Consider the following 24,407-nt stretch of genomic DNA (forward strand, 5'->3'; position numbering starts at 1 on the left):
ATACGCAACGTACTAGACGCCGCCGAAGGGCTCGGGACAAACCGACCGTCGACCAACTGGCCAAGTCTTTAGCCAATTCGGTCAGATTCGGGCCAAAAAAAGGCCGTCTCAAAAACAACCGTTGGGCGGCCCGATTTTGTCGAGCCGCCCACCGTCAAAATTACCAGGTCGATTACTTGACTTCGACCTTGGCGCCAGCTTCTTCAAGCTGCTTCTTGATCTTGGCGGCCTCGTCCTTGGACGCGGCTTCCTTGACAGCCTTCGGGGCGCCTTCGACCAGGTCCTTGGCTTCCTTGAGGCCGAGACCGGTGATGGCGCGGACTTCCTTGATCACGTTGATCTTCTTGTCGCCGGCATCGACCAGGATGACGTCGAATTCAGTCTTCTCTTCCTCGACGGCGGCCGGAGCGGCAGCAGCGCCAGCAGCGGCGACGGCGACCGGAGCAGCGGCGGAAACGCCCCACTTCTCTTCGAGGAGCTTGGACAGCTCGGCGGCTTCGAGGACGGTCAGGGCCGACAGTTCATCGACCAGCTTGGCAAGATCAGCCATTTCACTTCTTCCTTTAGTAACGGTTCGAACCAGATTTGTGTTTCAGGTCGAACGGCCTCACGCCGCTTCGTCCTTCTTGGCATAAGCCCCGAACACGCGGGCCAGCTGGCCCGCGGGTGCCTGCAGGACGCCTGCGATGCGAGTCGCCGGGGTATTGATCATACCCAGCAGCTTGGCGCGCAGTTCGTCCAGCGACGGCAGGCTCGCGAGAGCCTTGACGCCGTTGGCATCGAGGTTGGTCTTGCCGAGAGCGCCGCCCAGAACAACGAGCTTGTCGTTGATCTTGGCGTACTCGACGGTGACCTTGGACGCCGCGACCGGATCCGCCGAATAGGCGATGACGGTCGGACCTGTGAACAGGTCAGTGATGTGCTCGGCGTCGGTGCCTTGAAGAGCAAGCTTGGCGAGGCGGTTCTTGGCGACCTTGACCTTGCCGCCCGCGTCCCTCATGCGGGCGCGATACGCCTGCAGGTCAGCGACGGTAAGGCCTTGGTAGTGGGATACGACGATGACGCCAGCGCCCTTGAACGAGGCGCTGAGTGCGTCAATCAGTTCCCGCTTTTCCGCTCTATCCACGGCCTGTCTCCAGATGAACGACAAGGCTTCCGCCCCGTCGTCAGGTTGCTGTTGCCACGCTTGCGCCCGCGAGGGCTCGTGCGTGGCGCTCGCGGCCTGTCCGCCAACCCGTTCCGGAAAACCGGCGTGGCTGGAGGGAAGAGTTCGAACCGGTACTTGTCACGGGAAGAGCGGCGAACCGCCCTTCGGATGCATACGGATCTAACTCCCGTCTCATGCTGGCCCCGACGTCACCCAGAGACTGGGATCGGTCCGTTGGCTTAGGTCGCGGCAGATGCCGGACACCCGCAATCTCGGACAGGGTCGGAAGCTTCCCTTGGGGCAAGCCCTTCGGGAGGCTACCGATCTCGCCGGCCGAAGCCGGCGAGAAGCTTGTTGGCCCTTTTCAGGGCAGCCGGTCCAATATGGACCGGAAATTCTCATCAGGACGCCGACGCGGCGCTCAGAGAACCGATTTCGACCTTCACGCCGGGGCCCATGGTCGAGGAGACCGACAGGCGCTGCAGGTAGGTGCCCTTGGCACCCGCCGGCCGAGCCTTCTGGACGGCATCGATGATGGCGCGAATGTTGTCGAGCAGCGCATCGGCGGTGAACGACGCCTTGCCGACGCCGGCATGGACGATACCCGCCTTCTCAACACGGAACTCGACCGCGCCGCCCTTGGTCGCCTTGACGGCGGCGGCGACATCCTGCGTCACGGTGCCAACCTTCGGGTTCGGCATCAGGCCGCGCGGGCCAAGCACCTTACCGAGACGGCCGACCAGCGGCATCATATCCGGAGTGGCGATGCAGCGATCGAAGTTGATCTCGCCCTTCTGGATGGACTCGACCAGATCCTCGGCACCGACGATGTCGGCGCCAGCGGCGGTCGCTTCGTCGGCCTTGAGGCCACGGGCGAACACGGCGACGCGAACGGTCTTGCCGGTGCCATGCGGCAGCTGAACAACGCCACGGACCATCTGGTCGGCATGGCGAGGATCGACGCCAAGATTGATGGCGACTTCGACGGTTTCGTCGAACTTCGCCGTGGCGCGTTCCTTGATCAGGCCGAGGGCCTCGGTCAGCGGGTAGAACTTCTTGCGATCGATGCCTTCACGGCTAGCGGCGACGCGCTTGGGAAGCTTGGCCATATCGGTCACTCCGCAATCTTGAAGCCCATGGAGCGGGCAGAGCCCTCAACCATGAGCATGGCGGCGTCGATGGAGGTGGCGTTCATGTCGACGAGCTTCTTCTCGGCGATTTCACGCACCTGAGCCTTGGTGACGGAGCCAGCAGAGCCGGTACCAGGCGTCTTCGAGCCCTTGTCGACACCAGACGCCTTCTTCAGGAAGTAGGAGATCGGCGGCGTGCGAAGCTTGAAGGTGAACGAGCGGTCGGCATAGATGGTAAAGAGCACCGGGATCGGCATACCCTTTTCCATACCCTGCGTCTGCGCGTTGAACGCCTTGCAGAATTCCATGATATTCAGGCCGCGCTGACCGAGCGCGGGGCCGATCGGGGGCGACGGGGTCGCCGAACCGGCCGCCACCTGAAGCTTCAGGTAGCCGGTGATTTTCTTCGCCATTTTCTTCTCCTCGTCAGCGCATCCGGCAACACCGGTTCGCCTTCAGGTTCGTGGTCGGAGGACCTTGTCCCGGCGGCGATGGCCGGGGCCCCTCTCCCACGGGGTGGGTGCCATCCGGCACGCCGGATGACGGACGCGGCACCGGGTAACCGGCACCGCAAACTTGCGTCAGACCTTTTCGACCTGACCGTATTCCAGCTCGACCGGCGTGGCGCGACCAAAGATCGAAACCGCTACCTTGAGACGGCTACGCTCTTCGTCGACCTCTTCCACGAGGCCGGAGAAGGAAGCGAACGGGCCATCGGACACTTTGACCTGCTCGCCGATCTCGAAACTGACGGACGGCTTGGGCCGTTCGACGCCAACTTCGACCTGATTTATGATGCGCTCGGCCTCACGGTCGGGAATGGGAACCGGCTTGTTGTCGGATCCCAGGAAGCCCGTCACCTTCGGCGTATTCTTGATAAGGTGGTAGGCCTCATCGGTCATATCCATGCGCACCAGGACGTAGCCTGGAAAGAACTTGCGTTCGGCCGACACCTTGCGACCGCGACGCACCTCGGTGATGCTCTCAGTCGGCACAAGAACCTGCTCGAAGAGGTGCGCGAGACCGCGCTGTTGCGCCTGCTCCTTGATGGAGTCGGCCACCTTCTTCTCGAAATTCGAGTAGGCGTGCACGATGTACCAGCGTTTTGACATGTCGTAGCTCCGCTCGGCGGTTGTTTATCAGCCGCTGAGGCCGAGCAGCAACCCGACACCCCAGTTCATGATCATATCGGCAACCAGGAAGAAGATCGCCGCGAGGATGGCCATGATGAAGACCATGGTTGTCGTGATCGCAGTTTCGCGACGGGTCGGCCAAGTGACCTTGCCGGCCTCGGTCCGAACCTGCTGCAGAAACTCAAGGGGGCTAGTCTTGGCCATACATCCACTCATGACGGTCGGGCGCGCGGAACGGCTGTTCCGCGCGCCACGAGATAGGAACCGTTATCTATAGCGTTCGGCAGGTCCGTGCAAGAGGGAAATGGCAGGGGCAGTAGGGCTCGAACCTACGACCTGCGGTTTTGGAGACCGCCGCTCTACCAACTGAGCTATACCCCTAGACTTCCGCTCGCGGATGCCAATCCGTTCGCTTATAGCCGAACCGGCTTCGGGATCAAGCACCAAAAGCGCGGTGCGCCCTTCTTACCGATTCTTGCCGGCGGAGCAAGCCCCGCACGGCAATTTCTTTTTCTCTCGAATGGCTTGGCTGTGAATCAACCTGCAAATCCGGGATATTCCGGCGGCTGTCGCCGCCGGAACTTGATTATTACTCGACGATGGAAGCGACGACGCCTGCGCCGACGGTACGACCGCCTTCACGAATGGCGAAGCGGAGCTTCTCTTCCATGGCGATCGGAACGATCAGCTGGACGTTCATCGTCACGTTGTCGCCCGGCATCACCATCTCGACACCTTCGTCCAGCGTCACCACACCCGTCACGTCGGTCGTGCGGAAGTAGAACTGCGGGCGATAGTTGGTGAAGAACGGCGTGTGACGGCCACCCTCTTCCTTGGTCAGGATGTAGGCTTCCGCCTTGAACTTGGTGTGCGGGTTCACAGAAGCCGGCTTGCACAGGATCTGACCGCGCTCGACGTCTTCACGCTTGGTGCCGCGCAGCAAAGCGCCGATGTTGTCGCCAGCCTGGCCCTGATCGAGCAGCTTGCGGAACATTTCAACGCCGGTCACCGTCGTCTTGGTGGTCGGACGGATGCCGACGATCTCGACTTCCTCGCCAACCTTGACGATGCCGCGCTCGACACGGCCGGTCACCACGGTGCCACGACCGGAGATCGAGAACACGTCTTCGATCGGCATCAGGAACGGCTGGTCGATCGGACGGTCCGGCTGCGGAATGTAGGCATCGACCTGGGTCATCAGCTCGAGGATCGAGTCATGACCGAGGACCGGATCGCCGCCCTCGAGGGCAACCAGCGCCGAACCCTTGACGATCGGAATGTCGTCGCCGGGGAAGTCGTAGGACGAAAGAAGCTCGCGCACTTCCATCTCCACCAGCTCAAGCAGCTCGGGATCGTCGACCATGTCGCACTTGTTCAAGTAGACGACGATCGCCGGAACGCCGACCTGACGGGCCAGCAGGATGTGCTCGCGGGTCTGGGGCATCGGGCCGTCGGCGGCCGAAACCACCAGGATCGCGCCGTCCATCTGAGCCGCGCCGGTGATCATGTTCTTCACATAGTCGGCGTGGCCTGGGCAATCCACGTGCGCATAGTGACGGTTCTTCGTCTCGTACTCGACGTGAGCCGTGTTGATCGTGATGCCACGCGCCTTCTCTTCAGGAGCCGCGTCGATCTGATCATAGGCCTTGAACGTCGCGCCGCCCGTCTCGGCAAGAACCTTCGTGATCGCCGCGGTCAGCGACGTCTTGCCGTGGTCAACGTGACCGATCGTGCCGATGTTGCAGTGCGGCTTCGTCCGCGAAAACTTTTCCTTGGCCATCGCTTCGTCTCTCTCGAAAGGTTTGTGGGGCCTTTTCGTGCGCTGCCCCCGAACCGGGGCGGCCGGTCGGCGGCTCGAATAGTGCCTTTTAACGTAAGGTTCAAGCCCTGATTAGCGCCGCCCTTCCCGCAAAGAGCAATAAGCGCCGAGGCTGAGCCATATGGACCGCTTTCCCTGAAAATTCAAGGTCGCCACACAGCTAAAACAAGCCGCGCACCAGTCGCCGCTGCTTGATGGCCTCGCCGGACAGACTTACCCCTCTCTGGGGGAAAATACGGATGATCGATGGGCGTTGGAGGCAAGCAGGGGGATTCGCGCTACAGATGGATAATCGTGACGACTTCATCGACTGCGTCACCATGGGCGCGGCCGCCCTGGTCGCCTTCTAGGCCGATCGTCCCCAGGCCGGACTCCGAGATACGGGCGAAATGGCTATAATCCGCGTTCACCGGAATCTCCTTCGAACGTGATCGCATTGGCCATTTACTCGTGATCTAGGTAATATACTTATCTGAACGCAACATACTGGCAGTTCAAGGAAGGGCGTCCGATGGCTGATGCAATTATTCGTCGGCCTCGCGGAAACCATTTGAGACCCCTCCAAACAACTCTACCTCCAGATAATTGGCTCGCCCCAGCGCCTCTCTGGGCCCGAGCTCCAGACACCCGAAGTCCGCGAGGGCTTCTTGGAGAGTGACAAATGCAGATCGGAATGATGGGACTGGGCCGGATGGGTTACAACATGGCACTGCGTCTCATGGCGGGCGGCCATGAAGTCGTGGCCTATGACCTCAATCGAGACAACGTTGCCGCTATCGAAACCCAAGGCGCCGTGGCCGCCTCCTCGGTCGAAGACCTGATAGCCCACCTGAAACCGCCGCGCGCCATCTGGCTGATGCTGCCCGCCGCCGTCACGGAAAGCACGGTCCGCGATCTTTCGACGCACCTTTCGCCTGATGACATCCTCATCGATGGTGGCAACTCCAACTATCGTAACGCCGTCGACCTTGCCGGCGAACTCGCCACGGCGGGAATTCACTTTCTCGATGTCGGCACATCCGGCGGCGTATGGGGCAAGGAGCGCGGCTACTGCCTGATGATCGGCGGGGATGCCGGCGCCGTCGCCCGGCTCGATCCAGTGTTCGCGACGCTTGCCCCCGGCGGCGACCCGTCGTTCGGCACGGCCGAACGTGGTTATCTTCATTGCGGTCCGGCTGGCGCTGGGCACTTCGTCAAGATGATCCACAATGGCATCGAATACGGCATGATGGCCGCCTACGCGGAAGGTCTCAACATCCTGAAATCGGCCAATGCCGGCGCAGTGGCACGGAAGGCCGACGCGGAGACCAGTCCGCTCGAGGAGCCGCAATACTACCGCTACGACTTCGACGTGGCCGCCGTCACCGAGGTGTGGCGACACGCTAGCGTCATCAGTTCGTGGTTGCTCGATCTGACCGCTTCGGCGCTCTCCGCCGACCCCGATCTTTCGTCCTATCAGGGCAATGTCGCCGACTCCGGCGAGGGACGCTGGACGCTCAAGGCGGCCATCGACACCAGCGTACCGGTGCCGGTTTTGTCCTCGGCGCTGTTCAGTCGGTTTACGTCGCGCGGCAATGACGAATTCGCCAACAAGGTGCTTTCGGCAATGCGCCAGGCCTTCGGTGGCCACATCGAGAAGAAGGAGAGCCACTGACATGCCCAGAGCCATCAAGGAAGCCCGTAACGGACGGTCGGACGCTCTTGTCATCTTCGGGGCCACCGGCGACCTCGCCCGCAAGATGATTTTCCCCTCGCTGTACCAAATGGTGCGGCGCGGTAACCTCAACGAACCGATCGTCGGCGTGGCCCGCGAAGGGTGGAGCGTTGAAAAGCTGCTGGAGCGCGCTCGCGACAGTATCGCCTCAAGCTGTGGCTCGATCGACGAGCCCACCTTCGCCAAGTTTGCCAGTCTCGTGCGCTTCGTCCCCGGCGACTATCAAGACCCGACGACTTTTACCCGGCTTGGCGAAGTTCTGTCCGATCGGCGGCGCGTTCTTCACTACCTCGCCATTCCGCCATCAATGTTCGCCTCGGTGACCGCCGGCCTCAAGCAAGCCAATCTGTCGGCCGGTGCCAGGTTGATGGTGGAAAAGCCATTCGGCCGCGATTTGCAATCGGCACAAGACCTCAACCGCGTTCTGCACACCGTCTTCAAGGAAGACGACCTGTTCCGCATCGATCACTATCTCGGTAAGGAAGCGATCCAGAACCTTCTGTACTTCCGCTTCGCCAACTCCTTCCTTGAGCCGCTGTGGAACCGCAACTACATCGACAGCGTCCAGATCACCATGGCCGAGAATTTCGGTGTCGAGGGTCGCGGTCGCTTTTACGAGGAAGTCGGAGCGTTGCGCGACGTGGTGCAGAACCACCTCGTCAACATCCTGCTGCTGCTCGCCACGGAGCCTCCGGTCAATGCCCTGTCGGACGATCTGATCGACGAAAAGGTGCAGGTGCTGAAGGCCATCCGCCCGCTCGAGGAGCGCGATGTCGTCCGGGGCCAGTTCGAGGGCTACCGAAGCGAATCCGGCGTCGCCGCCAACTCGCGCGTCGAGACCTTCGTAGCGGTGCGCCTGTTTGTCGATACCTGGCGTTGGCAAGGCGTGCCGTTCTATATCCGCGCCGGCAAAAACCTGCCGGTACGCGCCACCGAGGTAGTGGTCCGCTTCAAGCGGCCGCCGCTCGAAGTGTTTGATCCGATCCGGCCGGGCGAAGCCAACTACATACGCTTTCGCCTTGGCCCCGAGGTATCGATCGGCATCGGCGCCCGGCGCAAGGCCAATGGCGGCAATATGGTCGGTGAACCGGTGGAACTGACCGCCTTCAGCGACGGCATGGACAACATGCTGCCCTATGAGCGCTTGATCGGCGATGCCATGAACGGCCGGCGCCAGCTCTTCACCCGCGAAGATATGGCGGAACTTGCCTGGCAGATCGTCGAGCCCGTCCTTGAAGCCCCGAGCGCGCCGGCTTTCTATAAGCCGGGGACTTGGGGACCGCGAGAGGCCATGGCCGGGTTCGAGCCGGTCGGTGGATGGGTCGATCCAAAGGGCTGATCACGCAGCGCCCGACGGCCTGGAGCTGTCGGGCGCTCGCAATGCTGGATCGCGAGGACTGCTTCAGGCTAGCTCGACCCGATTACGGCCGTTCGCCTTGGCGCGATAAAGCGCGGCATCGACGCGACGGAAGAATGCGTCAGCGTCCTCACCGGTAACCACTTCGCCAACACCAACGCTTATGGACAGACCATCCGCTGAAAAGGCGGCCTCAGCCACCAGAGAGCGAATATCGTTCGCCACAGTTGAGGCCAAGCCCAACTCCGTTTCCGGCAGCAACACCGCGAATTCCTCGCCCCCCCATCGCGCAACACAATCGGTCCCTCGCGACCGGAGCCTTAAGATGTCGGCAACGTGGCAGAGCATGTCATCGCCGACGCCATGGCCATAACGGTCATTCAGCTGTTTGAAGTGATCGATATCGATCACCATCAGCGAATATGGCCGGCCATAATCAGAATGTTGCACGGCCGAACTTTGCAAGGTCTGCTCGAAGTAACGGCGATTCTTGAGTCCAGTCAGGGAATCCGTAAGCGCGGCTTCCTCCAGACGAGCCTCCAGATGCTTACGATCGGTGATGTCGAGAAGCACGCCCATGAACCCAACCTCGCCGTTGGGTTGAAGGCGCGTCTTGGCGCGGCCAAGCAGCCATTTCCCGCCGTCCCTACCCCTTATTTGAAACTCGCGTTCCCACGGGTGAAGCCCCCGCGCCGATCTCTTGAGGCTGCGTAGCAGGCCGAACCAGCCGGAACGGGGCAAGAAAGATGACAAGACCTCTGGGGAGGTCAGATCAGCGTCCTGGGAAATCCCAAGAAAACCACTGGCCTCGGCGTTGAAATAAGTGGGGCTGAAATGTCCGTTCGGGGTCATCACTGCCTGGAAGACGATGCCGGGAATTGAATTGATCAAGTCTGCGACCTGATCTTCCCGCTCGCGTTGCTTGGTCAAATCAGTGAAGCTCAGAACGGCGCCCTGCACTTTATCGCCGACACGGATCGGGCTGGCGAGAAGCCGCACAGGAAACGGGGTGCCATCCGCTCGACGCATCAAGCACTCGGCCCCTTGAGCGCTCGGCTCGGTTGTCGCCGCTTGAACTATCCGCTGTGCATCGCTGTCGATCCCCTCATCCGTCCCGCCAAGGAACCGATGAATGCCGAGCTTGATGACCTCACTCTCATGGAGAAGACCGAAAGCTCTGACCGCCTCAGGGTTTACGAAGGTGAAAGCGCCGGCATTGTCTATGCCACAGACGCCGACATTGACGCTTTCAAGCAGCAAGCGGTTGAACTGCTCCGCCTCGATCACGGCGGTAATGTCCTGAACCACGCACAGCAGCAATTTGCGGTCGATCAATTGAACCGGGCCGGCGTAGACCTGCACGTCGCGAATTGTTCCATCGGCCAGCCGATGGCGAAAGCGTTGCGGATAGTGCCCACCCGCCCAGGACGAGATCTCACGCAGAACAGGCAGAACCGAACGGCCCAGCGTATTGATGTCCCAAACATGGAGTTTGCGAAACGCCTCGCGGCTGTAGCCATAGAACTCCAAAGCTTTTTTATTGGCATCGACGACCGCCCCATCGGCCTCAGGATCGATCAGCAGGATGGGGGCGGCGTTCGTTCCGAATAATGTGTCGAAGACAATGCAGCGGGTTTCGTTTTTGGTTGGGCAGTGAAGCAACATGCCGCTGCACTCTGGTGTGGAACACGCGGAACTCAAATCGCCCTCTTCCGCCGAAGCTCCACTACGCTCGTCCATAACCAGACCTCGCCATCGCCGATCGGCAGGCTGTTCAATACACAGTCTACTAAATCTAACTATGACTAATTTAGGTGAGAATTTCTAAAAATTCCATAAGGTCAAGACAACGATCCCGCCTGGACAACTTGAGGTCCTTGTCACGACTACGTGTCACCTCGGCCGCGTCACTGCTTATTACGGGTAAACTCAGAAACGACAAAGCGCCCGAACCGGCTGGTTATCGAGCGCTCGACGTCGTTTCAATTCGATAGCGGCCCAGCAGCCACAATCCTCATAAACCGAGGGTCCGGTTGAAGTTGCGGCGGCTGAGATTGCGCTCGCGCGCTTCGAGGTCGTAACGATCGCCGGCTTCGTAGATGTAGGCCAGCTCAACTTCTTCGGCGGTGGGAACGCGGAGGGCCTTGGCAGCACGCTTGAGGGTGGCGAACATTTGTTTTCTTCCTTTCCTGACCGGAGGTTTCCGGCCTCTTTCTCTCGTTTCTTTCTATGCCCTCAATATAGCTTCGAGAGCTCCCGCGACCTAATCGCAACTTCTGAAGACCATTTTTAGATTCTCTATGGAAAGCATCCTTAGCCGAGGCACTTCAAGCGCGCTGCCAAGAGCTCGCAACCGTGGAGACGAGCGATTGCACCGGTGACAAGAGCAAGGGTCGATAGGCGATCGCCAACATCAGCGGCGCCGGACCGTCGACGAGCGGCCGCATTGTCAGGGTCGCCGGCATCAGACGTTCGGCATAATCGGGCATCAGCGAGAAACCGTCGGTGGCCATGATCAGCGAAAAGGTGGAAGCGATGTCTCCGGCGACATGGGTCGGGGATAGGGCAAGACCACGTTGCTGACCCCAAGTATCGATCTCGCCGCGTAGAAATGGCGCAACGCGTTGGTTGACGGCAACATAGGTGTGCCCCACCAGATCCGAAAAGGTCAGCTCGGGTCGGAGCGCCAGTGGATGGCCGGCCTGAAGAAACACGCTGATGCGGTGGCGATCTATCGGCTCGAAATGCAAGTCGAGGTCAGTCACGGAAGGACGGGCAAAAGCGAGATCCAGATTGCCGTCCTTCAGATACTGGATGAGAGCCGTGGACGGGGCGCTGGTTACCTCGATGTCGACCTCCCCGGCGATCTCGCGTGCGAGCCGCCGAAACTCGGGCAGCACGAAGGTCTCCAGCCCAGGAATAATACCGACGCGGATCGTCATCGGAGCGTTGCGCACAACGTCGATTGCGTCATCGAGCTGCTTCAGCACCTGCCGAACATGACCGAGAAACAGCCGGCCGGGCCGAGTAAGCACCACGCCCCTCACCCGCCGATCGAACAGCTCGACGCCCAATTCCCTTTCCAGATCCTTGAGTTGACGGCTGAGCGAGGGCTGAGCGGTGTGAAGACGCGTCCTGGCAGCACCGCTGACGCTGCCCTCGTCGGCCACCGCCACGAAATAGCGAAGGTGCCTCAGTTCCATTGCGGATATACCTTTCAAGCATGGCAAACAGGCCTATCAAGTCTTTGTAGGGATAGCAAGGCTGGCTCTAGGGTGCGCTCAACCGCTCTCGCAAGGGAGCATGTCGAAGTCGCATTCAGCCGGAGGCGCGGTTTAAAGCCGCGACAAGCCCATGAAGCAGAACCACGAAATCCTGTTCGAGCCGATGAAGATCGGCAGTCTCGAAATCAAGAACCGGTACGTCATGGAGCCGATGGGTCCGGGCGGGCTGTGCGATGCCGACGGCACGTACAACTATCGCGGCGTCGAATATTACGTCGAGCGCGCCAAGGGCGGCGCAGGTCTGCTGATGACCGGCGTGACCATGGTCGAAAACGACATCGAGCGTTGCGCTCTGCCATCGATGCCCTGCCCGACGCTGAACCCGCTCAACTTCGTCAAGACAGGCAAGATCTTGACCGAACGGGTGCACGCCTATGACGCGCGCATGTTCCTGCAGCTCTCCGCCGGTTTCGGCCGTGTGTCGATGCCGTCCATCGTCGGCAGGACGGCCGTCGCGCCGTCGCCGATCCCGCACCGCTGGATCGACGGCGTGACCTGCCGCGCCCTGACCATCGAGGAAATCAAAACCTACGTCAGCAAGTTCGCCGACAGCGCCGAGATCGCCCAGCGTGCCGGCTTTGACGGCATCGAGATCCACGCCGTCCACGAAGGCTACCTGCTCGACCAGTTCGCCATCTCCATGTTCAACCAGCGCACCGACGAATACGGCGGCAGTCTGGAGAACCGCTTGCGCTTCGCCGTCGAGATCGTGCAAGCGATCAAGGAGCGTTGCGGCGACGCCTATCCGGTTTCCCTGCGCTACTCCATCAAGAGCTTCATCAAGGATTGGAAGAGCGGCGGCCTGCCGGGCGAAGAGTTCGTCGAGATGGGTCGCGACATTCCCGAGGGCATAGAGGCGGCCAAACTGCTGGAAGCCGCCGGTTACGATGCGTTCAATGGCGACGTCGGCTCGTATGACAGCTGGTACTGGAGCCACCCGCCCATGTATCAGGCCAAGGGCCTCTACCTGCCCTACAACAGGATCCTGAAAGAGGTGCTGAAGGTGCCGGTGATCACCGCCGGCCGCATGGACAATCCCGACCTCGCGGCGGAGTCCATCATCTCCGGCCAGACCGATTTCGTCGGTCTCGCCCGTCCGCTGCTTGCCGATCCGCAACTGCCGAACAAGGTGCGGGCCGAGAAGATCGATCGCATTCGTCCCTGCCTCTCCTGTCAGGAAGGATGCATGGGCCGCCTCGCCAAGTACTCGCAGATCTCCTGCGCCGTGAACCCGGCCTGCGGTCGCGAAGCGGAGTATGGCCTGACCGCCGCCCTTGAAAAGAAGTCGGTCATGATCGTCGGTGGCGGCGTTGCCGGCATGGAAGCGGCCCGCGTCGCCACGCTGCGCGGCCATGTCGTCACCCTCTATGAAAAGTCCGACCGTCTCGGTGGCGTCGTCATCCCCGGCGGCGTGCCCGACTTCAAGGACGATGATCACGCCCTGATCCACTGGTACGAGCGCGAGCTGCGCGAACTGAAGGTGCCGGTGATCTTCAACACGGAAGTGACCGAGGAGAGCATTCGGCTCGCCAAGCCCGACGTGCTGATCGTCGCTACCGGCTCCCAGCCGAAGATGCTGAAGATCGGCGACGCCCAGAACGTCTACACGGCCGAGGACGTGCTCAACGGCATCAAGCCGGCCGGCGATAGCACCATCATCATCGGCGCCGGCCTCGTCGGCTGCGAGACGGCGCTATGGCTGCATGATCAGGGCAAGAAGGTGACGATCGTCGAACTGGCGCCGAAGATCCTGGCGCTGGCAGGACCACTCTGTCACGCCAACCACGACATGCTGCACGACCTCCTGATCTTCAAGAAGATCGACATCCTGACGTCGAGCTACGTGGCGGAGCCCGTCGCGGGTGGCTTCAAGGTGAAGAGCGGCGACAAGGAAACCTTCGTGCCGGCCGACAGCGCCATCGTCGCCATCGGTTATCGTTCGGAGCGCGGCCTCTACGAAAAGGTCCGTAATCTGGTACCGGAGGTCTACAGCTTTGGCGATGCCCGGCAGGTCTCCAACATCATGTATGCGATCTGGGATGCCTATGAGGTGGCCCGCTCGATCTGATCTGGATTAGCTGACAACGACATGCCGCGCTGTCCCCTGGGATGGCGCGGCTTTTTTTGGACCAGACCACGCAGCGGATACGACAAAGCGCCCGAACCGGTCAGGTTTCGAGCGCTCAACGTCGTAGTCAGATTTTCGGCTTGGTGCGGTCAGATCCTCAGAGACCGAGGCCCCGGTTGAAGGCGCGGTTGTTGAGGTTGCGCTCGCGGGCTTCGAGGTCGTAGCGGTCGCCGGCTTCGTTGAGGTAGGCCAGATCGCGCTCAGCCTGGGTGGGGGCGCGGAGGAGCTTGGCCGTACGCTTGAGGGTGGCGAACATTTCGGTTTTCCTTTTCCAGGCCGGAGGTTTCCGGCCTCTTTGTTTCATTTCTTTTTGCACCCTCAATATAGGCCCTGAGGCCCTCGCGACCTAATCGCAACTTCTGAAGGTCGCCTTCAGTTTTTCTATAGGTAAAATCCCGTTAGCGCGGTGGTCGAGGATATCCCAAACCACCGCCGCGGTCATTTCCAGCCTCAACAGGTCAGTAGACGATCCGGTCCTCAATGGGCGGTTGGCGATCGATTGTCAGGTCCGGAAGCGGCCCAACCCACTTGCGAATTTCAATCAGCGCGGTGTGGGCGATGTTGCCCTGCGCAAGGCCCGACGTCCCCTTGTCGATGGTCAGCGTATTCGGGTTGCCGTGCACATCGATCAGCTCGCCATCTATTTGCTGCGCATCGTACCAAGCTCCAGTCCCCATCCAGGCGACGTCCTCGCGGATTCCGTCATCGACAACAACACCGGCTAGCGCCTTGCCGCGATGACTGGACAGCAGCACGATATCGCCGCTGCCGATGCCCAGCCGTTGAGCGGTAGTCGGATGAAGATAGACCGGTTCGCGACCGTCGATCTTGGTCGCCCTGGCAACCGAACCGTTGTCGAGCTGGCCGTGCAAACGGCTGATCGACTGGCCGGAAACGAGGTGCAGGCGACCAACGCTGTCTTTCGCACCCAGCCATTCCGTCGGCTCGATCCAGACCGGATGGCCGGGACAGTCGGCGAGGCCGAAGCCGGCGATGACCTCGCTGTGGAGCTGAATGCGACCGCTGGGCGTTGCGAGCGGGTTGCCATCGGGATCGGCGATAAAGTCGCCGAACTGAATGACCTCGCCCGTGGGATCGGGGCGATCGAAGCGCCCCATGGAACGGAAGGTATCGAAGTCCGGGAGGTCAACGCCGTGCTGGACGGCCACCTTGCTCGATTGCTCCCAGAGGTGTCGCAGCCAGCCGTCCTGGTCCCTGCCTTCGGTGAAGGTGTCGACAACGCCAAAACGTTCGGCAAGCCCACGAAAGATGGCGTGATCGTCACGCGCCTCACCGAGGGGCTCCAGTACCTTGTCCATGAACACCAGCGAGCCGTCGCGACGGTTCAGCATGATATCCTCGCGCTCGAGCGGCGAGGTGGCTGGTAAGACGATGTCGGCGCGGCGGGCGGTCGGCGTCCACCAGATGTCGTTGACGATGACTGTCTCCGGCCGCTTCCACGCCTCGGCAAGACGGTTGAGATCCTGATGGGCGTGGAAGGGATTGCCGCCGGTCCAATAGACGAGGCGGATGTCGGGATAGACGAGGGTTTTGCCATTATAGGTGCAACTGCCACCTGGATCGAGCAGCAGATCGGCGATTTTGGCCACTGGAATATAATCGGGCACGGCGTTGCGCCCCTGGGCGACCGACGGCCAGGGCAGCGACCGGATCGGACGCCCGACTGGCGTGGTAGAGCCGTAGCCGAAGCCGAAACCGCCACCCTTGGTTCCGATCTGTCCCAGCATGGCAGCCAGCGCCAGCCCCATCCAGAGCGGCTGTTCGCCGTGATCGGCCCGCTGGATACCCCAGGCGAGCGAGATCATGGTCCGCTTCGCCGCCATCTCCCGGGCGAGATCGCGAATGCGGGCTTCGGCGACCCCGGTGATGGCGGACGCCCAGGCCGCCGTCTTGGCAATGCCGTCAGTCTCCCCCTTGATGTAGGCTTCCAACACCGGCCAGCCGTGGGTGTAGCGCTGAAGAAAGCTCCGGTCGGCCAGACCCTCTTCGATCAGAACGTGGGCGAGCCCCATCATCAGGGCGGTATCGGTGTTGGGACGCGGCGCGATCCACTCGGCATCGAGAACACCCGGCACGTCGGCCCGGCGCGGCGAGATATTGACCACCCTCGCCCCGGCCCGATGAATACGAGCGAGCCAGCTCTCCACCTCGTGGCCGGTGGTGCCGCTCGACATCACCTGTGCCGTTCGGCCTGAAATACCACCGAAGCAAACCAAGAGCTCGGTATTGCCATCAAGCAGCGACCACGACGTCATGCAATCCTGGAAAAGGCCGTTGCTCATGCCGGTAACATGCGGCAGCAGAACCTCGCCCGCCGCATGGGAATAGGTGTCGACCGAGCGCGTGTAGCCACCGATGAGGTTCAGGAAACGCCTGAGCTGCGACTGGGCATGATGGAAGCGGCCAGCACTCGCCCAACCGTAGGAACCGCCGAAGATCGCCTTGTTGCCGTGGGTGTCGACAACGCGGCGAAGTTCATCCGCCGCGAGATCCAGCGCTTCGTCCCAGGGAAGCTCCACGAAGGGATCGTCGCCGGTGCGATCGCGGTCGCGTTTCTCCAGCCAGGCACGGCGCACCGAGGGACGGCGGATACGGGTGCCTTGATCTCGCACCGCGCTCAGCCAGCCGCGCCCGATCGTCGAGGGCTGCGGATCATCGGCGAGCGGGTTCAGACTGACGCCGTCCGCCTTGCCCTCGACGACATAGGTTCCCCAGTGGGCGGCTGTATAGCGCATGTCCTTCGGTCCTCATCCTCATGTCAGGCGGGCACGCATGTCCTTCAGCGTTTCGCCGATGCGGTCGACATGCCGAAGCAGGCTACCGCCGAGGAGATATACGACATCATCGCCGTACATGGCACGCATCTCCGGCGCGCGGTCGGCGCTCATTCCACCACCGGGGCTTGGGAAGATCGGCCGGCCCACGCCATCGAGCGCGCGGCAGGCCTCGGCAATGGAAAGACACTCTTCGGCCGAGAAGCCGAAGCGGCCACCGACATTGGGGAAGATCGAAATATCGGCGCCGGCAAGGCGCTGCAGCACGCCGAACATCATGGCATGGGTGAAGCCGAGCGTGTCGGACAATACATAGCTGCCAAGGAACGTCGGGTGCGCCATAAGCGGCAGGTCGAACCAGTCGGCGGTGGCAAGGCGGCGGGTGAGATCGAAGCCGAACAGCCCCGGCATGACCAGCGCGCCCCCTGCCCCCGCCTCCTTGGCGAAGCGGGCGAAGTCCATCAGGTCTTCGCTGCGGCCGGCGATGTTGGGGAAATACAGGCTGTTGCCGTCGGTTTCCCGGTTTGCCCTGGCAACCGCGGCGGCGACTTTCTCGACGCGCGTCTTGAACGGCGCCGACGCCTGGTCAGTCAGGCCGTGATCGTCCTTGATGATATCGGCGCCGCCGAGCGCCGCCGCATAGGCGATGGCGGCCAGCGTGTCGGCGTCGCTGCCCTGCGGCTTGATCACCGGGGCTATCAGACCGCCGGTCGGGCGCTTGGCCCGCGCGCGGACGCCTGAAATGCCGAAGCGGGCACCCTTGAAGTCCTGCGAAAGGCGCTCGCCCGGCTCGAAACCGACGACCCGAATGCCCTTCTGGATCGAGGAGTTGCCGAAGATGACGTTGAGGAGCTGCGGCAGCTCGTTGCCGGTGCTGTCTGGGCTGTAGGTGAGATGAGCGAGATAGGAACCGGCGTCCTCGGCACGGACGCTCTCGACCTTGCCGAGGATGACATCCTCGATATAGCCCTTCGGCACCACGTCGCGCGGGATCTCGACGGTCTGTTCGAGAGCGATGCCGGCGGCCCGCTCGCTGGCTTCGTCGAGGCTGCCGGCGAAGATGCGATAGAAGACGGAAAAGCGCGACATCAGAGAGCCTCCGCCTTGGCTGACGAGTGGACGGCGTCGATGCGGACGGCATCGAGGTCGGCATCGGTGATGCCGAAGCTCTGGCCGGTCAGCCGTTCGATGGCGGCGACCAGCGCCGGCGCATCGAGGCCATAGGTCCGCATCAGGTAGGGACGCGAGCCGCCGTGGGCGTAGGTGTCCTTGAGGCCGAGCCGCACCAGGCGCTTGGCGATGCCGGCATCGGCGATGGTCTCGGCGACCAGCGATCCTATGCCGCCCTCGGTGACGTGGTTTTCTAGGGTAACCACGCCGTGGCGCACCGACTGCAGATGGTCGAGCAGATACTGCGCGTCGAACGGCTTGATGGTGTTGAGATGAATGTGGCGGATGGAAACGCCGGCCTTGGACAGTGCGCCGCGCGCCCGCAACGCCTCTTCGGTGGTGATGCCGGCGGTGATCACCAGCACATCGGTGCCGAGCGACAGTTCGCGCGGCTTGCCGACGACGATCGGCGTATCGAACAGACGCGGCACCGATCCCCTGAGCACACGGGCATAGACGGGGCCATCGACGCTGTCGGCCGCCTCGACGATCGACTCCACTTCCGTTGCGTCGCCGGTCTCCAGGATGGTCATGTTGGGGATCGAGCGCATCACCGAGATGTCCTCGATCGCCTGATGCGTCATGCCGCCCGGCGTGGTGACGCCCGGCAGGAAGCCCATCAGGCGCACCTTGCGGCGCGGATAGGCCACCGAGGCGATCAGCTGGTCATAGGGGCGGCGGTAGAGAAAGACGCCGAAGGTGTGCAGGAAGGGCCGGAAGCCGGCGAGACCCAGGCCGCCGGCAAAGCTCATCATGTTCTGCTCGGCCATGCCCAGCGACAGGAACTGCTCGGGGTGGCGATCGCGGAAGCCGTCGATCTCGCAGGACGACGTGAGATCAGCGGAGAGGCAGAGCACTTTCGGGTGGGCGACGGCATAAGCCTCGAAGGCGCCGGCATAGGGACGGTTGACGAGTTCGACCATGACGAGACCTCAGCGCACGTAGTCTACGGGGGCGACGCCGAGCTCGGCGGCGATGGCGGTATTGGTGGCGGCGCGGTCGGCCTCGTCCTTGAAGCGGACGTAGTGCAGACGCGGGAACCGGCGTTCGAGATAGTTCATGTCCTTGAAGGGACTGGTCTTTGCCAGAATGATCAGCGGCTGGCCGGGATGCGGCGTCTTGGCCGCCCAGCGCAGCGCGCCGAGATCATGGCCGTCGACCTCCGCCACAACGGCGCCGAAGGCCTCGAACTTGGCCCTGATGTCGCGCACGTCCATTACGCTGGACATGGCGCCGTCGCATTGCTGCTGGTTGACATCGACGATGGCGTTGAGCGTGTCGATGCCGTGATAGGCCGCCGCCTGTACCGCCTCCCAGGTCTGCCCTTCCTCAACCTCACCGTCCGACATGAACACCCAGACGCGGCCGGTCTCGCCCTTGCGGCGACGGCCCCAGGCAAGGCCGGCCGCCGTCGACAGACCGACGCCGAGGGTGCCGTTGTGCACCTCCATGCCAGGGGAATGCTCGGCGCCGATCATCTCGACCGACGAACCGTCGCGGTTGAACTGTCCGAGGGCTTCCGGTGCGAGGCGCCCCACTTCGATCAGGGTGGCATAGGCGACGAGCGCGTAATGCGCCGGCGCGAAGATCAGCCGGTCGAACCCCGGCAGAGCAGGGCCGTTGTAGCCGGCGCCGGTGTGATAGTCGGTGTTGGTGGCGGAAGGCACGCCGCCGAACGGCTCGGGCACCGGCGGCAGCGTCGGCTCGCCGATATGGAGTTCCTCGTTGTAGAGCCAGGCCAGTTGCTCGGCCGCCGAACAGGCCTGGCTCAGGTAGCCGCCGTTGTTGCGGATGGTGTGTTCGAACACGCGCCGCCTGATGCCGAGCGCGATCTCCTCGGTGGTTCTTGAGTTGGGCGTGCTGGGTTTGGACGAGCGAGGCTGCCGTGCCATCGGTTTCTCCGGATAAGTGGCATGAAAGAACGTCACGAAGCCGGCCTCGGCTGAGTGCCGAAGCCGGCTCGCTTAAGGAGGCGCGAGGAGAGCCCGCTTACTTGCTGGCGACCGGAATCCACGGCGAAAGAGCGACATCGCTCTCGTTGAACGACGGCACCTTGGCGGCCAGTTCCTCGATGGTGGTCACGCCGGCGGCACGCAGGTCGGCCTGGGTCAGCAGGGTCGGCTTGATGACGAGGCTGTGGTCGACGGGTTCGCCGGCCACGAGCTTGGCAGCGGCGCGGATGGCAGCGGCGCCGACCAGAGCCGGATTGGTGGCGACCGTTGCAACCCACGGGCTGCCATCGGCGACGATTTCCTGGATGTCGGCCGTGGAGACGTCGGCCGAGTAGATCTTCAGCTTGCTGGCCGTCCCGTTTTCCGTCGCGGCGAGTTTCACGCCACGGGCGAACTCGTCATAGGGGGCGAAGACCACGGAGATATCCGGGTTGGCGCGCAACACGGCCTTGGCCTGATCGGAGGTGGAGAGCGCCGTCGTCGCATTGACCACGCCGAACTGCGCTTTCTCGACGACGCCGGCATTGGCCTTCTTGAAGTCCTGCCAGACCTCATTGCGGCGGTCGAGCGGCGCAAAGCCGGCGACATAGGCATAGCCGGCGTTGAAGCTGGTGCCGTTGTCCTTCACAGCCTGCTCGAGGGCGAGGCGGGCGAGTTCATGATCGCTCTGCTCGACCTGCGGCACGGCCGGGTTGTCGATGTTGACGTCGAAGGCGACCACCTTGATGCCGGCGTCGAGCGCCTTCTGCACCACGTCGCGCAGCGCTTCCGGCTCGCCGTGGTCGATGACGATGGCCTTGACGCCCAGATTGATCGCCTGCTCGATCTGCAGGCGCTGCTCGGCGCTGTCCTGACGGCCGGGGAACACCTGCAGGTCGACGCCGATGGCCGCCGACTGGGCCTTGGCACCAGCCTGCACAGCCGCGAAGAAATCGCCGGCCGAGATGAAGCCGACCAGAGCGAACTTGACGCCGCCCTTATCAAACGGTGCGGGGGCGCCGGTCAGGCCGGCGGCCAGGGAGGCGCCGGCGAGCAGGACAGATGCCAGAACAGTGGCCGTCGATGCGGCCGTCCTCGTGATGAAACTCATGAGATTTCCCCGATGCGGCCATGTGGCCGGGTGTCGATACCGACGGCGCTGCCTTGTCCGCCAAATGGCGTTCTGCGAGCCGTGCCTAAGGATATTTATCTATCGACAAACTAGTCAAAGAACGTCCGCCGCCGTATTCTCCTGGAGCGGTGATGTTTGGTTCGCTTGCCGGCGTCGGCGGAGAAAACTGTTCCTGTTCGTCGAAAATTGCCGCGTCATCACCAACGTGAATGCGCGGCAGCCTTGGTCGCCTCGAAACGCCCTTTGCCATCGCGGAGACACCGCTGGCCCCGTGATCAAAGGCAGCAACAATCGGGCGTCAAACCGAAGTCGCCTCGGCAAGGTTCGGAAACTGTTGTCGTTTTAGCGACAATGGAGGGTAAGATATTTCCTGTTGCGATCAGGATTTGAACGGGTCAACGTCGGCGGCGGCAGGGCAAGGCTGCATCATGGATCCCATTCCAACGGCCACGGAGTGACCGCCTTGATGACGCCCCGCCTGCTCGTCCTGTTTGCCGCCCTTACCCTGCCCACCGTCGCCTTCGCCGGAGAAACGCTCGACCGTGTCCACGCCAAGGGTGAAGTCGTCGACGTCCTCGTTAATGACTATCCGCCCTTCGGCTTCATCAATGACAAGAATGAACTCGACGGCTTCGATGTCGACGTGGCCCGAGCCTTTGCCGAAAAGCTTGGTGTCAAACTGAAGCTGGAAACGCCGGGATGGGAAACCATCATCGGTGGCAAGTGGGCCGGTCGCTGGGACTTGGCCATTTCCTCGGCAACACCGACTGAGGAGCGCGCCAAGGTCGTGAACTTCCCGGTGATCTACTACAGCCTGCCGGCCGTGTTGGTCGTCAACAAGGACGAGACGACCATCCAATCGGCCAAGGACATCACCGGCAAGAAGGTCGGTGCCGGTACAGGTTCATCCTACGAAGCTTACTTGAACCGCAATTTCGTCATCCCCGGCCAGCCGGCCATCGAATTCCCCTTTGGCAATGTCGAAGTCGTGCCTGGAGATGAAACGGTCAACTTCCAGAATTTGGCCTTGGGAGCCGGTGTGCGGCTCGATGCCATCGTCGCCTCCGCCGGCACAGCCCAGGGACAGATCGACGCGACCGGCAAGCTGAAAGTGGTCGGCAAGCCCTTGTTCGCCGAGCCGAATGCCGTGGTCACCGACAAGGGCGATCCCGAGTGGGACGCCGAGGTCGCCCGTGTCATCAAGGAGCTGAAGGCCGACGGCACGATCGCCCGCATTTCCCAGAAGTGGTTCCATACGGACATCACCAAAGATGCCGAGTGACATCACTCAATCCGGAGTTCCCATCGTTGCGCGGCCGGTGAACACCCACCGGCTGCGTTTCGATTTCACGCTGCGGGTCTGGCTGACCTGGGCGCTGCTGCTCATCGCCCTCATCGGCGGGCTGCAGCATCTCGGCCTCGACTTCGCGCTGATCCGTGCCAAGCTGCCCTTCATGCTCGGCCTTCATCTGTCGCCCAATGGCTTCGTCCAGGGTGTAGTTCTGACTATTCTGGTGACAGCGATGTCGATGGTGTTCGCTGTCGGTCTTGCCGTGTTGACGGCGCTCGGCCGGCTTTCGCGCAACCCGGTCGCCTTTGCCATCGCCACCTTCTACGCATCCTTCTTTCGCGGCACGCCGCTGCTGGTGCAAGTGCTGCTGATCTACCTCGCCCTGCCGCAGTTCGGCATCATCCTGTCGGCGCTGACCTCGGGCATCATGGCCCTGTCACTCAATTACGCCGCCTATCTGGCCGAGACGATCCGTGCCGGGATTACGGCGGTCCCGCGCGGACAGCGCGAGGCGGCGATGGCCCTTGGCTTGTCGCCGTTGCTGATCGCCGTCAAGATCGTCGCTCCGCAGGCGGCGCGCGTCATCATTCCGCCGGCCGGAGCCCAGTTCGTCTCGATGCTGAAGGATTCGTCGCTGGTATCGCTGATGGGACTGTGGGAACTCAACTTTCTCGCCCAGTCCTACGGTCGTTCGACCTATCACTACATGGAAATGCTGCTGACGGCCGCCTTCATCTACTGGGGACTGTCCATCCTGTTCGAGATCGTCCAACATCGTCTGGAAGTGCGCTTCGGCCGCGCCTACGGCGCCACCCGTGGATGAAGCCCATGGCACAAGAAAAGAGAATCCTATGACTGCCAAAGCTCCTGTCACCATCCTTGACGGCGGCATGGGCCGCCTGCTTGAGCGGCTGGGCGCCCCGTTCCGCCTGCCCGAATGGTCGGCCCTGTCGCTGATCGAGGCCCCCGATTACGTGCGCCGCGCCCATCAGGCCTATGTCGATGCCGGCGCTGAAATCATTACCACCAATTCCTATGGTCTGGTGCCGCACATGATCGGCGAGGAGCGCTTCTGGAAAGAAGGGCGCGCGCTGGCCGACCGCGCCGGTTCGATCGCCCGCACTGTCGCCGATGCCGCGCCGCGCAAGGTGATCGTCGCCGGTTCGCTGCCACCGATCTTCGAAAGCTACCGGCCGAACAAGTTCATCGAGGAGCAGGCGCCGCCGATTCTCGCTGAACTGGTGGCTGGGCTGGCGCCGCATGTCGACGTCTGGCTGGTCGAGACACAGAGCTCCACGGCCGAGGCGCTGACCGCCTTCGCGGCGGCGAAGGCGACCGGCAAGCCGATCTATATCTCCTATACGCTGCGCGACGAGCGCGGCCGCACCGGCCCCGCCGAATTGCGGTCGTGGGAGCCCGTCGGGGAAGCGGTTTTGCGAACGCTCGCCGCCGGAGCCTCGGCCATCCTGTTCAACTGCAGCCAGCCCGAGGTGATGAGCGCCGCGCTGAAGGCGGCCCGCCTCGCCATCGAATCTTTTGGCAAACCGGGCATCGGCCTAGGCGTCTACGCCAACGCCTTCGTGCCGGAGCCGCCCTCGGACGAGCCCTATGCCGGCATTTCCGAGCTCAGGCCCGATCTCGACCCGCCGAACTATCTCAAGTGGATCGATCGCTGGATCGACGATGGCGCCACCATCGTCGGCGGCTGCTGCGGCATCGGGCCGGAGCATATCGAGGCCATTGCCCAGAGCCGATCAAAAGAGGCGGCCTGACAGAACGACCATGGCGGCTGCTCTGGCGTCATTTGCTGGGGTAGCCGCGTGGCAAGAACAGCCGCTTTGCCGTGTCAAATTAGTAAATATTACCTATAGAATCGATATTCTTCTGGCTAACTTCGACTGGCTTTCACAAGGAGCCGTCGTGTCAGAAAATTCAGTTCTACCGCCCAGTCGTGGTCGCTTTTATGCCGTCCGTTTCAAGCCGGGCGAAGATCTTCTCGCCGGCCTCAGAGCCTTCGTTGCCGAGCGTGGCTTGCAAGCAGTGTCGATCGTCACCGCCGTCGGCAGCCTGAAGAAGGCTCCGCTCCGTCTGGCCAACACGGGCGTCTGGGAGACACGCGAGGGGCATTTCGAAATCGTCTCGCTGGTCGGGACGATCGATGCGCTGGGCGAGCACCTGCACATCTCCCTGTCCGACCGGCATGGCGTCACCGTTGGCGCGCATTTCGGTCCGGGCTCGGCCGTCTACACCACGGCCGAAGTCGTGCTGGTCGATCTCGAAGACTACAGCTTCACCCGCGAGCCCTGCGCCCTCTCCGGATACGACGAGCTGATCATCTCATCGCGCGAAAGCCGGTGATCGAATAGCCGACAAGGA

At 62.4% G+C, this 24,407-nt stretch carries 24 protein-coding genes and 1 tRNA gene; 7 read left to right on the forward strand and 18 right to left on the reverse strand.

Translation table 11 applies throughout. The features are described 5' to 3' along the window. Positions 1-172: 172 nt before the first annotated feature. From rplL to AB6N07_RS19065, 9 genes are all read right to left on the reverse strand, one after another. Entirely contained in the window at positions 173-550 is a 378-nt protein-coding gene (gene rplL / locus AB6N07_RS19025) for a 50S ribosomal protein L7/L12 (RefSeq protein WP_370674630.1), read from the reverse strand. A gap of 57 nt (positions 551-607) precedes the next feature. Continuing rightward, positions 608-1,126, reverse strand: a complete 519-nt coding sequence (gene rplJ, locus AB6N07_RS19030) for a 50S ribosomal protein L10 (RefSeq protein WP_370674631.1) — start codon at positions 1,124-1,126, stop codon at positions 608-610. A 422-nt stretch (positions 1,127-1,548) separates the two neighbouring features. Further along, a complete protein-coding gene (rplA, locus tag AB6N07_RS19035) occupies positions 1,549-2,256 on the reverse strand; it encodes a 50S ribosomal protein L1 (RefSeq protein WP_370674632.1) in 708 nt (235 codons plus the stop codon). Positions 2,257-2,261: 5 nt separating this feature from the next. After that, positions 2,262-2,690, reverse strand: coding sequence for a 50S ribosomal protein L11 (rplK, locus tag AB6N07_RS19040; RefSeq protein WP_370674633.1), 429 nt, complete (start codon positions 2,688-2,690; stop codon positions 2,262-2,264). Positions 2,691-2,858: 168 nt separating this feature from the next. Next, positions 2,859-3,389 (reverse strand): transcription termination/antitermination protein NusG, encoded by a 531-nt coding sequence (nusG, locus tag AB6N07_RS19045; protein WP_370674634.1) that lies wholly within the window; start codon positions 3,387-3,389, stop codon positions 2,859-2,861. 27 nt (positions 3,390-3,416) lie between these two features. Then, a complete protein-coding gene (gene secE / locus AB6N07_RS19050; RefSeq protein WP_026789304.1) occupies positions 3,417-3,614 on the reverse strand; it encodes a preprotein translocase subunit SecE in 198 nt (65 codons plus the stop codon). 101 nt (positions 3,615-3,715) lie between these two features. After that, positions 3,716-3,791 (reverse strand) — tRNA-Trp (locus tag AB6N07_RS19055). A gap of 208 nt (positions 3,792-3,999) precedes the next feature. Then, the gene (tuf, locus tag AB6N07_RS19060; protein WP_370674626.1) at positions 4,000-5,190 is read right to left on the reverse strand and encodes an elongation factor Tu; all 1,191 of its coding nucleotides are present in this window, start codon (positions 5,188-5,190) and stop codon (positions 4,000-4,002) included. Positions 5,191-5,507: 317 nt separating this feature from the next. Then, positions 5,508-5,639 (reverse strand): hypothetical protein, encoded by a 132-nt coding sequence (locus AB6N07_RS19065; protein WP_370674635.1) that lies wholly within the window; start codon positions 5,637-5,639, stop codon positions 5,508-5,510. A 251-nt stretch (positions 5,640-5,890) separates the two neighbouring features. Here AB6N07_RS19065 and gnd point away from each other — a divergent pair, with 251 nt between their 5' ends. Then, on the forward strand, positions 5,891-6,883 hold the full coding sequence (gnd, locus tag AB6N07_RS19070) for a phosphogluconate dehydrogenase (NAD(+)-dependent, decarboxylating) (RefSeq protein ID WP_370674636.1): 993 nt from the start codon (positions 5,891-5,893) through the stop codon (positions 6,881-6,883). A gap of 1 nt (position 6,884) precedes the next feature. Next, complete coding sequence (zwf, locus tag AB6N07_RS19075) at positions 6,885-8,282, forward strand: glucose-6-phosphate dehydrogenase (RefSeq protein ID WP_370674637.1); 1,398 nt, start codon at positions 6,885-6,887, stop codon at positions 8,280-8,282. Positions 8,283-8,345: 63 nt separating this feature from the next. On the opposite strand, the gene AB6N07_RS19080 is transcribed toward zwf, so the two are convergent. The 3 genes from AB6N07_RS19080 to AB6N07_RS19090 all read right to left on the reverse strand — a co-directional run bounded on the left by AB6N07_RS19080 (position 8,346) and on the right by AB6N07_RS19090 (position 11,503). Then, on the reverse strand, positions 8,346-10,040 hold the full coding sequence (locus AB6N07_RS19080) for a diguanylate cyclase (protein ID WP_370674638.1): 1,695 nt from the start codon (positions 10,038-10,040) through the stop codon (positions 8,346-8,348). Positions 10,041-10,314: 274 nt separating this feature from the next. Continuing rightward, complete coding sequence (locus tag AB6N07_RS19085; protein WP_370674639.1) at positions 10,315-10,473, reverse strand: DUF3563 domain-containing protein; 159 nt, start codon at positions 10,471-10,473, stop codon at positions 10,315-10,317. Between the two features lie 154 nt (positions 10,474-10,627). After that, positions 10,628-11,503, reverse strand: coding sequence for a LysR family transcriptional regulator (locus tag AB6N07_RS19090; protein WP_370674640.1), 876 nt, complete (start codon positions 11,501-11,503; stop codon positions 10,628-10,630). Positions 11,504-11,654: 151 nt separating this feature from the next. Between AB6N07_RS19090 and AB6N07_RS19095 the strand changes: the two genes are divergently transcribed. Further along, positions 11,655-13,652, forward strand: a complete 1,998-nt coding sequence (locus tag AB6N07_RS19095; protein WP_370674641.1) for an FAD-dependent oxidoreductase — start codon at positions 11,655-11,657, stop codon at positions 13,650-13,652. A 157-nt stretch (positions 13,653-13,809) separates the two neighbouring features. Here the strand turns inward: AB6N07_RS19095 and AB6N07_RS19100 are convergent, their stop codons facing one another. The 6 genes from AB6N07_RS19100 to AB6N07_RS19125 form a co-directional block, all read right to left on the reverse strand. Next, positions 13,810-13,968, reverse strand: coding sequence for a hypothetical protein (locus AB6N07_RS19100; RefSeq protein ID WP_370674642.1), 159 nt, complete (start codon positions 13,966-13,968; stop codon positions 13,810-13,812). A gap of 202 nt (positions 13,969-14,170) precedes the next feature. Continuing rightward, a complete protein-coding gene (locus AB6N07_RS19105) occupies positions 14,171-16,468 on the reverse strand; it encodes a molybdopterin-dependent oxidoreductase (RefSeq protein WP_370674643.1) in 2,298 nt (765 codons plus the stop codon). Between the two features lie 18 nt (positions 16,469-16,486). Further along, entirely contained in the window at positions 16,487-17,596 is a 1,110-nt protein-coding gene (locus AB6N07_RS19110; RefSeq protein WP_370674644.1) for a RuBisCO large subunit C-terminal-like domain-containing protein, read from the reverse strand. Beyond that, complete coding sequence (locus tag AB6N07_RS19115; RefSeq protein WP_370674645.1) at positions 17,596-18,600, reverse strand: transketolase family protein; 1,005 nt, start codon at positions 18,598-18,600, stop codon at positions 17,596-17,598. The genes AB6N07_RS19110 and AB6N07_RS19115 overlap by 1 nt, the downstream gene beginning before the upstream one ends. 9 nt (positions 18,601-18,609) lie before the next feature. Further along, positions 18,610-19,569 carry a transketolase gene (locus tag AB6N07_RS19120; RefSeq protein WP_370674646.1) on the reverse strand — a complete coding sequence of 320 codons (960 nt, stop codon included), beginning with the start codon at positions 19,567-19,569 and terminating at the stop codon, positions 18,610-18,612. A 97-nt stretch (positions 19,570-19,666) separates the two neighbouring features. Beyond that, positions 19,667-20,719, reverse strand: a complete 1,053-nt coding sequence (locus tag AB6N07_RS19125) for a substrate-binding domain-containing protein (RefSeq protein WP_370674647.1) — start codon at positions 20,717-20,719, stop codon at positions 19,667-19,669. Positions 20,720-21,206: 487 nt separating this feature from the next. Between AB6N07_RS19125 and AB6N07_RS19130 the strand changes: the two genes are divergently transcribed. From AB6N07_RS19130 to AB6N07_RS19145, 4 genes are all read left to right on the forward strand, one after another. Then, complete coding sequence (locus AB6N07_RS19130; protein ID WP_370674648.1) at positions 21,207-22,022, forward strand: transporter substrate-binding domain-containing protein; 816 nt, start codon at positions 21,207-21,209, stop codon at positions 22,020-22,022. Next, the gene (locus AB6N07_RS19135) at positions 22,012-22,854 is read left to right on the forward strand and encodes an amino acid ABC transporter permease (RefSeq protein ID WP_370674649.1); all 843 of its coding nucleotides are present in this window, start codon (positions 22,012-22,014) and stop codon (positions 22,852-22,854) included. Before AB6N07_RS19130 ends, AB6N07_RS19135 begins: the two co-directional genes overlap by 11 nt. A gap of 28 nt (positions 22,855-22,882) precedes the next feature. Beyond that, positions 22,883-23,803, forward strand: a complete 921-nt coding sequence (locus AB6N07_RS19140) for a homocysteine S-methyltransferase family protein (protein ID WP_370674650.1) — start codon at positions 22,883-22,885, stop codon at positions 23,801-23,803. A 148-nt stretch (positions 23,804-23,951) separates the two neighbouring features. Beyond that, a complete protein-coding gene (locus AB6N07_RS19145; protein ID WP_370674651.1) occupies positions 23,952-24,389 on the forward strand; it encodes a PPC domain-containing DNA-binding protein in 438 nt (145 codons plus the stop codon). Positions 24,390-24,407: the final 18 nt, after the last annotated feature.

The sequence above is a fragment of the Pleomorphomonas sp. PLEO genome (genome assembly GCF_041320595.1).
In the GTDB taxonomy this organism is placed as follows: Bacteria; Pseudomonadota; Alphaproteobacteria; order Rhizobiales; family Pleomorphomonadaceae; genus Pleomorphomonas.

Excerpts from the sequence above, each read along its gene's own strand:
- rplL (WP_370674630.1), bottom strand. The coding sequence starts at position 550 with ATGGCTGATCTTGCCAAGCTGGTCGATGAACTGTCGGCCCTGACCGTC.
- rplA (WP_370674632.1), bottom strand. The coding sequence starts at position 2,256 with ATGGCCAAGCTTCCCAAGCGCGTCGCCGCTAGCCGTGAAGGCATCGAT.
- rplK (WP_370674633.1), bottom strand. The coding sequence starts at position 2,690 with ATGGCGAAGAAAATCACCGGCTACCTGAAGCTTCAGGTGGCGGCCGGT.
- nusG (WP_370674634.1), bottom strand. The coding sequence starts at position 3,389 with ATGTCAAAACGCTGGTACATCGTGCACGCCTACTCGAATTTCGAGAAG.
- secE (WP_026789304.1), bottom strand. The coding sequence starts at position 3,614 with ATGGCCAAGACTAGCCCCCTTGAGTTTCTGCAGCAGGTTCGGACCGAG.
- tuf (WP_370674626.1), bottom strand. The coding sequence starts at position 5,190 with ATGGCCAAGGAAAAGTTTTCGCGGACGAAGCCGCACTGCAACATCGGC.
- gnd (WP_370674636.1), top strand. The coding sequence starts at position 5,891 with ATGCAGATCGGAATGATGGGACTGGGCCGGATGGGTTACAACATGGCA.
- zwf (WP_370674637.1), top strand. The coding sequence starts at position 6,885 with ATGCCCAGAGCCATCAAGGAAGCCCGTAACGGACGGTCGGACGCTCTT.
- AB6N07_RS19080 (WP_370674638.1), bottom strand. The coding sequence starts at position 10,040 with ATGGACGAGCGTAGTGGAGCTTCGGCGGAAGAGGGCGATTTGAGTTCC.
- AB6N07_RS19085 (WP_370674639.1), bottom strand. The coding sequence starts at position 10,473 with ATGTTCGCCACCCTCAAGCGTGCTGCCAAGGCCCTCCGCGTTCCCACC.
- AB6N07_RS19090 (WP_370674640.1), bottom strand. The coding sequence starts at position 11,503 with ATGGAACTGAGGCACCTTCGCTATTTCGTGGCGGTGGCCGACGAGGGC.
- AB6N07_RS19095 (WP_370674641.1), top strand. The coding sequence starts at position 11,655 with ATGAAGCAGAACCACGAAATCCTGTTCGAGCCGATGAAGATCGGCAGT.
- AB6N07_RS19100 (WP_370674642.1), bottom strand. The coding sequence starts at position 13,968 with ATGTTCGCCACCCTCAAGCGTACGGCCAAGCTCCTCCGCGCCCCCACC.
- AB6N07_RS19105 (WP_370674643.1), bottom strand. The coding sequence starts at position 16,468 with ATGCGCTATACAGCCGCCCACTGGGGAACCTATGTCGTCGAGGGCAAG.
- AB6N07_RS19110 (WP_370674644.1), bottom strand. The coding sequence starts at position 17,596 with ATGTCGCGCTTTTCCGTCTTCTATCGCATCTTCGCCGGCAGCCTCGAC.
- AB6N07_RS19115 (WP_370674645.1), bottom strand. The coding sequence starts at position 18,600 with ATGGTCGAACTCGTCAACCGTCCCTATGCCGGCGCCTTCGAGGCTTAT.
- AB6N07_RS19120 (WP_370674646.1), bottom strand. The coding sequence starts at position 19,569 with ATGGCACGGCAGCCTCGCTCGTCCAAACCCAGCACGCCCAACTCAAGA.
- AB6N07_RS19125 (WP_370674647.1), bottom strand. The coding sequence starts at position 20,719 with ATGAGTTTCATCACGAGGACGGCCGCATCGACGGCCACTGTTCTGGCA.
- AB6N07_RS19130 (WP_370674648.1), top strand. The coding sequence starts at position 21,207 with ATGACGCCCCGCCTGCTCGTCCTGTTTGCCGCCCTTACCCTGCCCACC.
- AB6N07_RS19135 (WP_370674649.1), top strand. The coding sequence starts at position 22,012 with ATGCCGAGTGACATCACTCAATCCGGAGTTCCCATCGTTGCGCGGCCG.
- AB6N07_RS19140 (WP_370674650.1), top strand. The coding sequence starts at position 22,883 with ATGACTGCCAAAGCTCCTGTCACCATCCTTGACGGCGGCATGGGCCGC.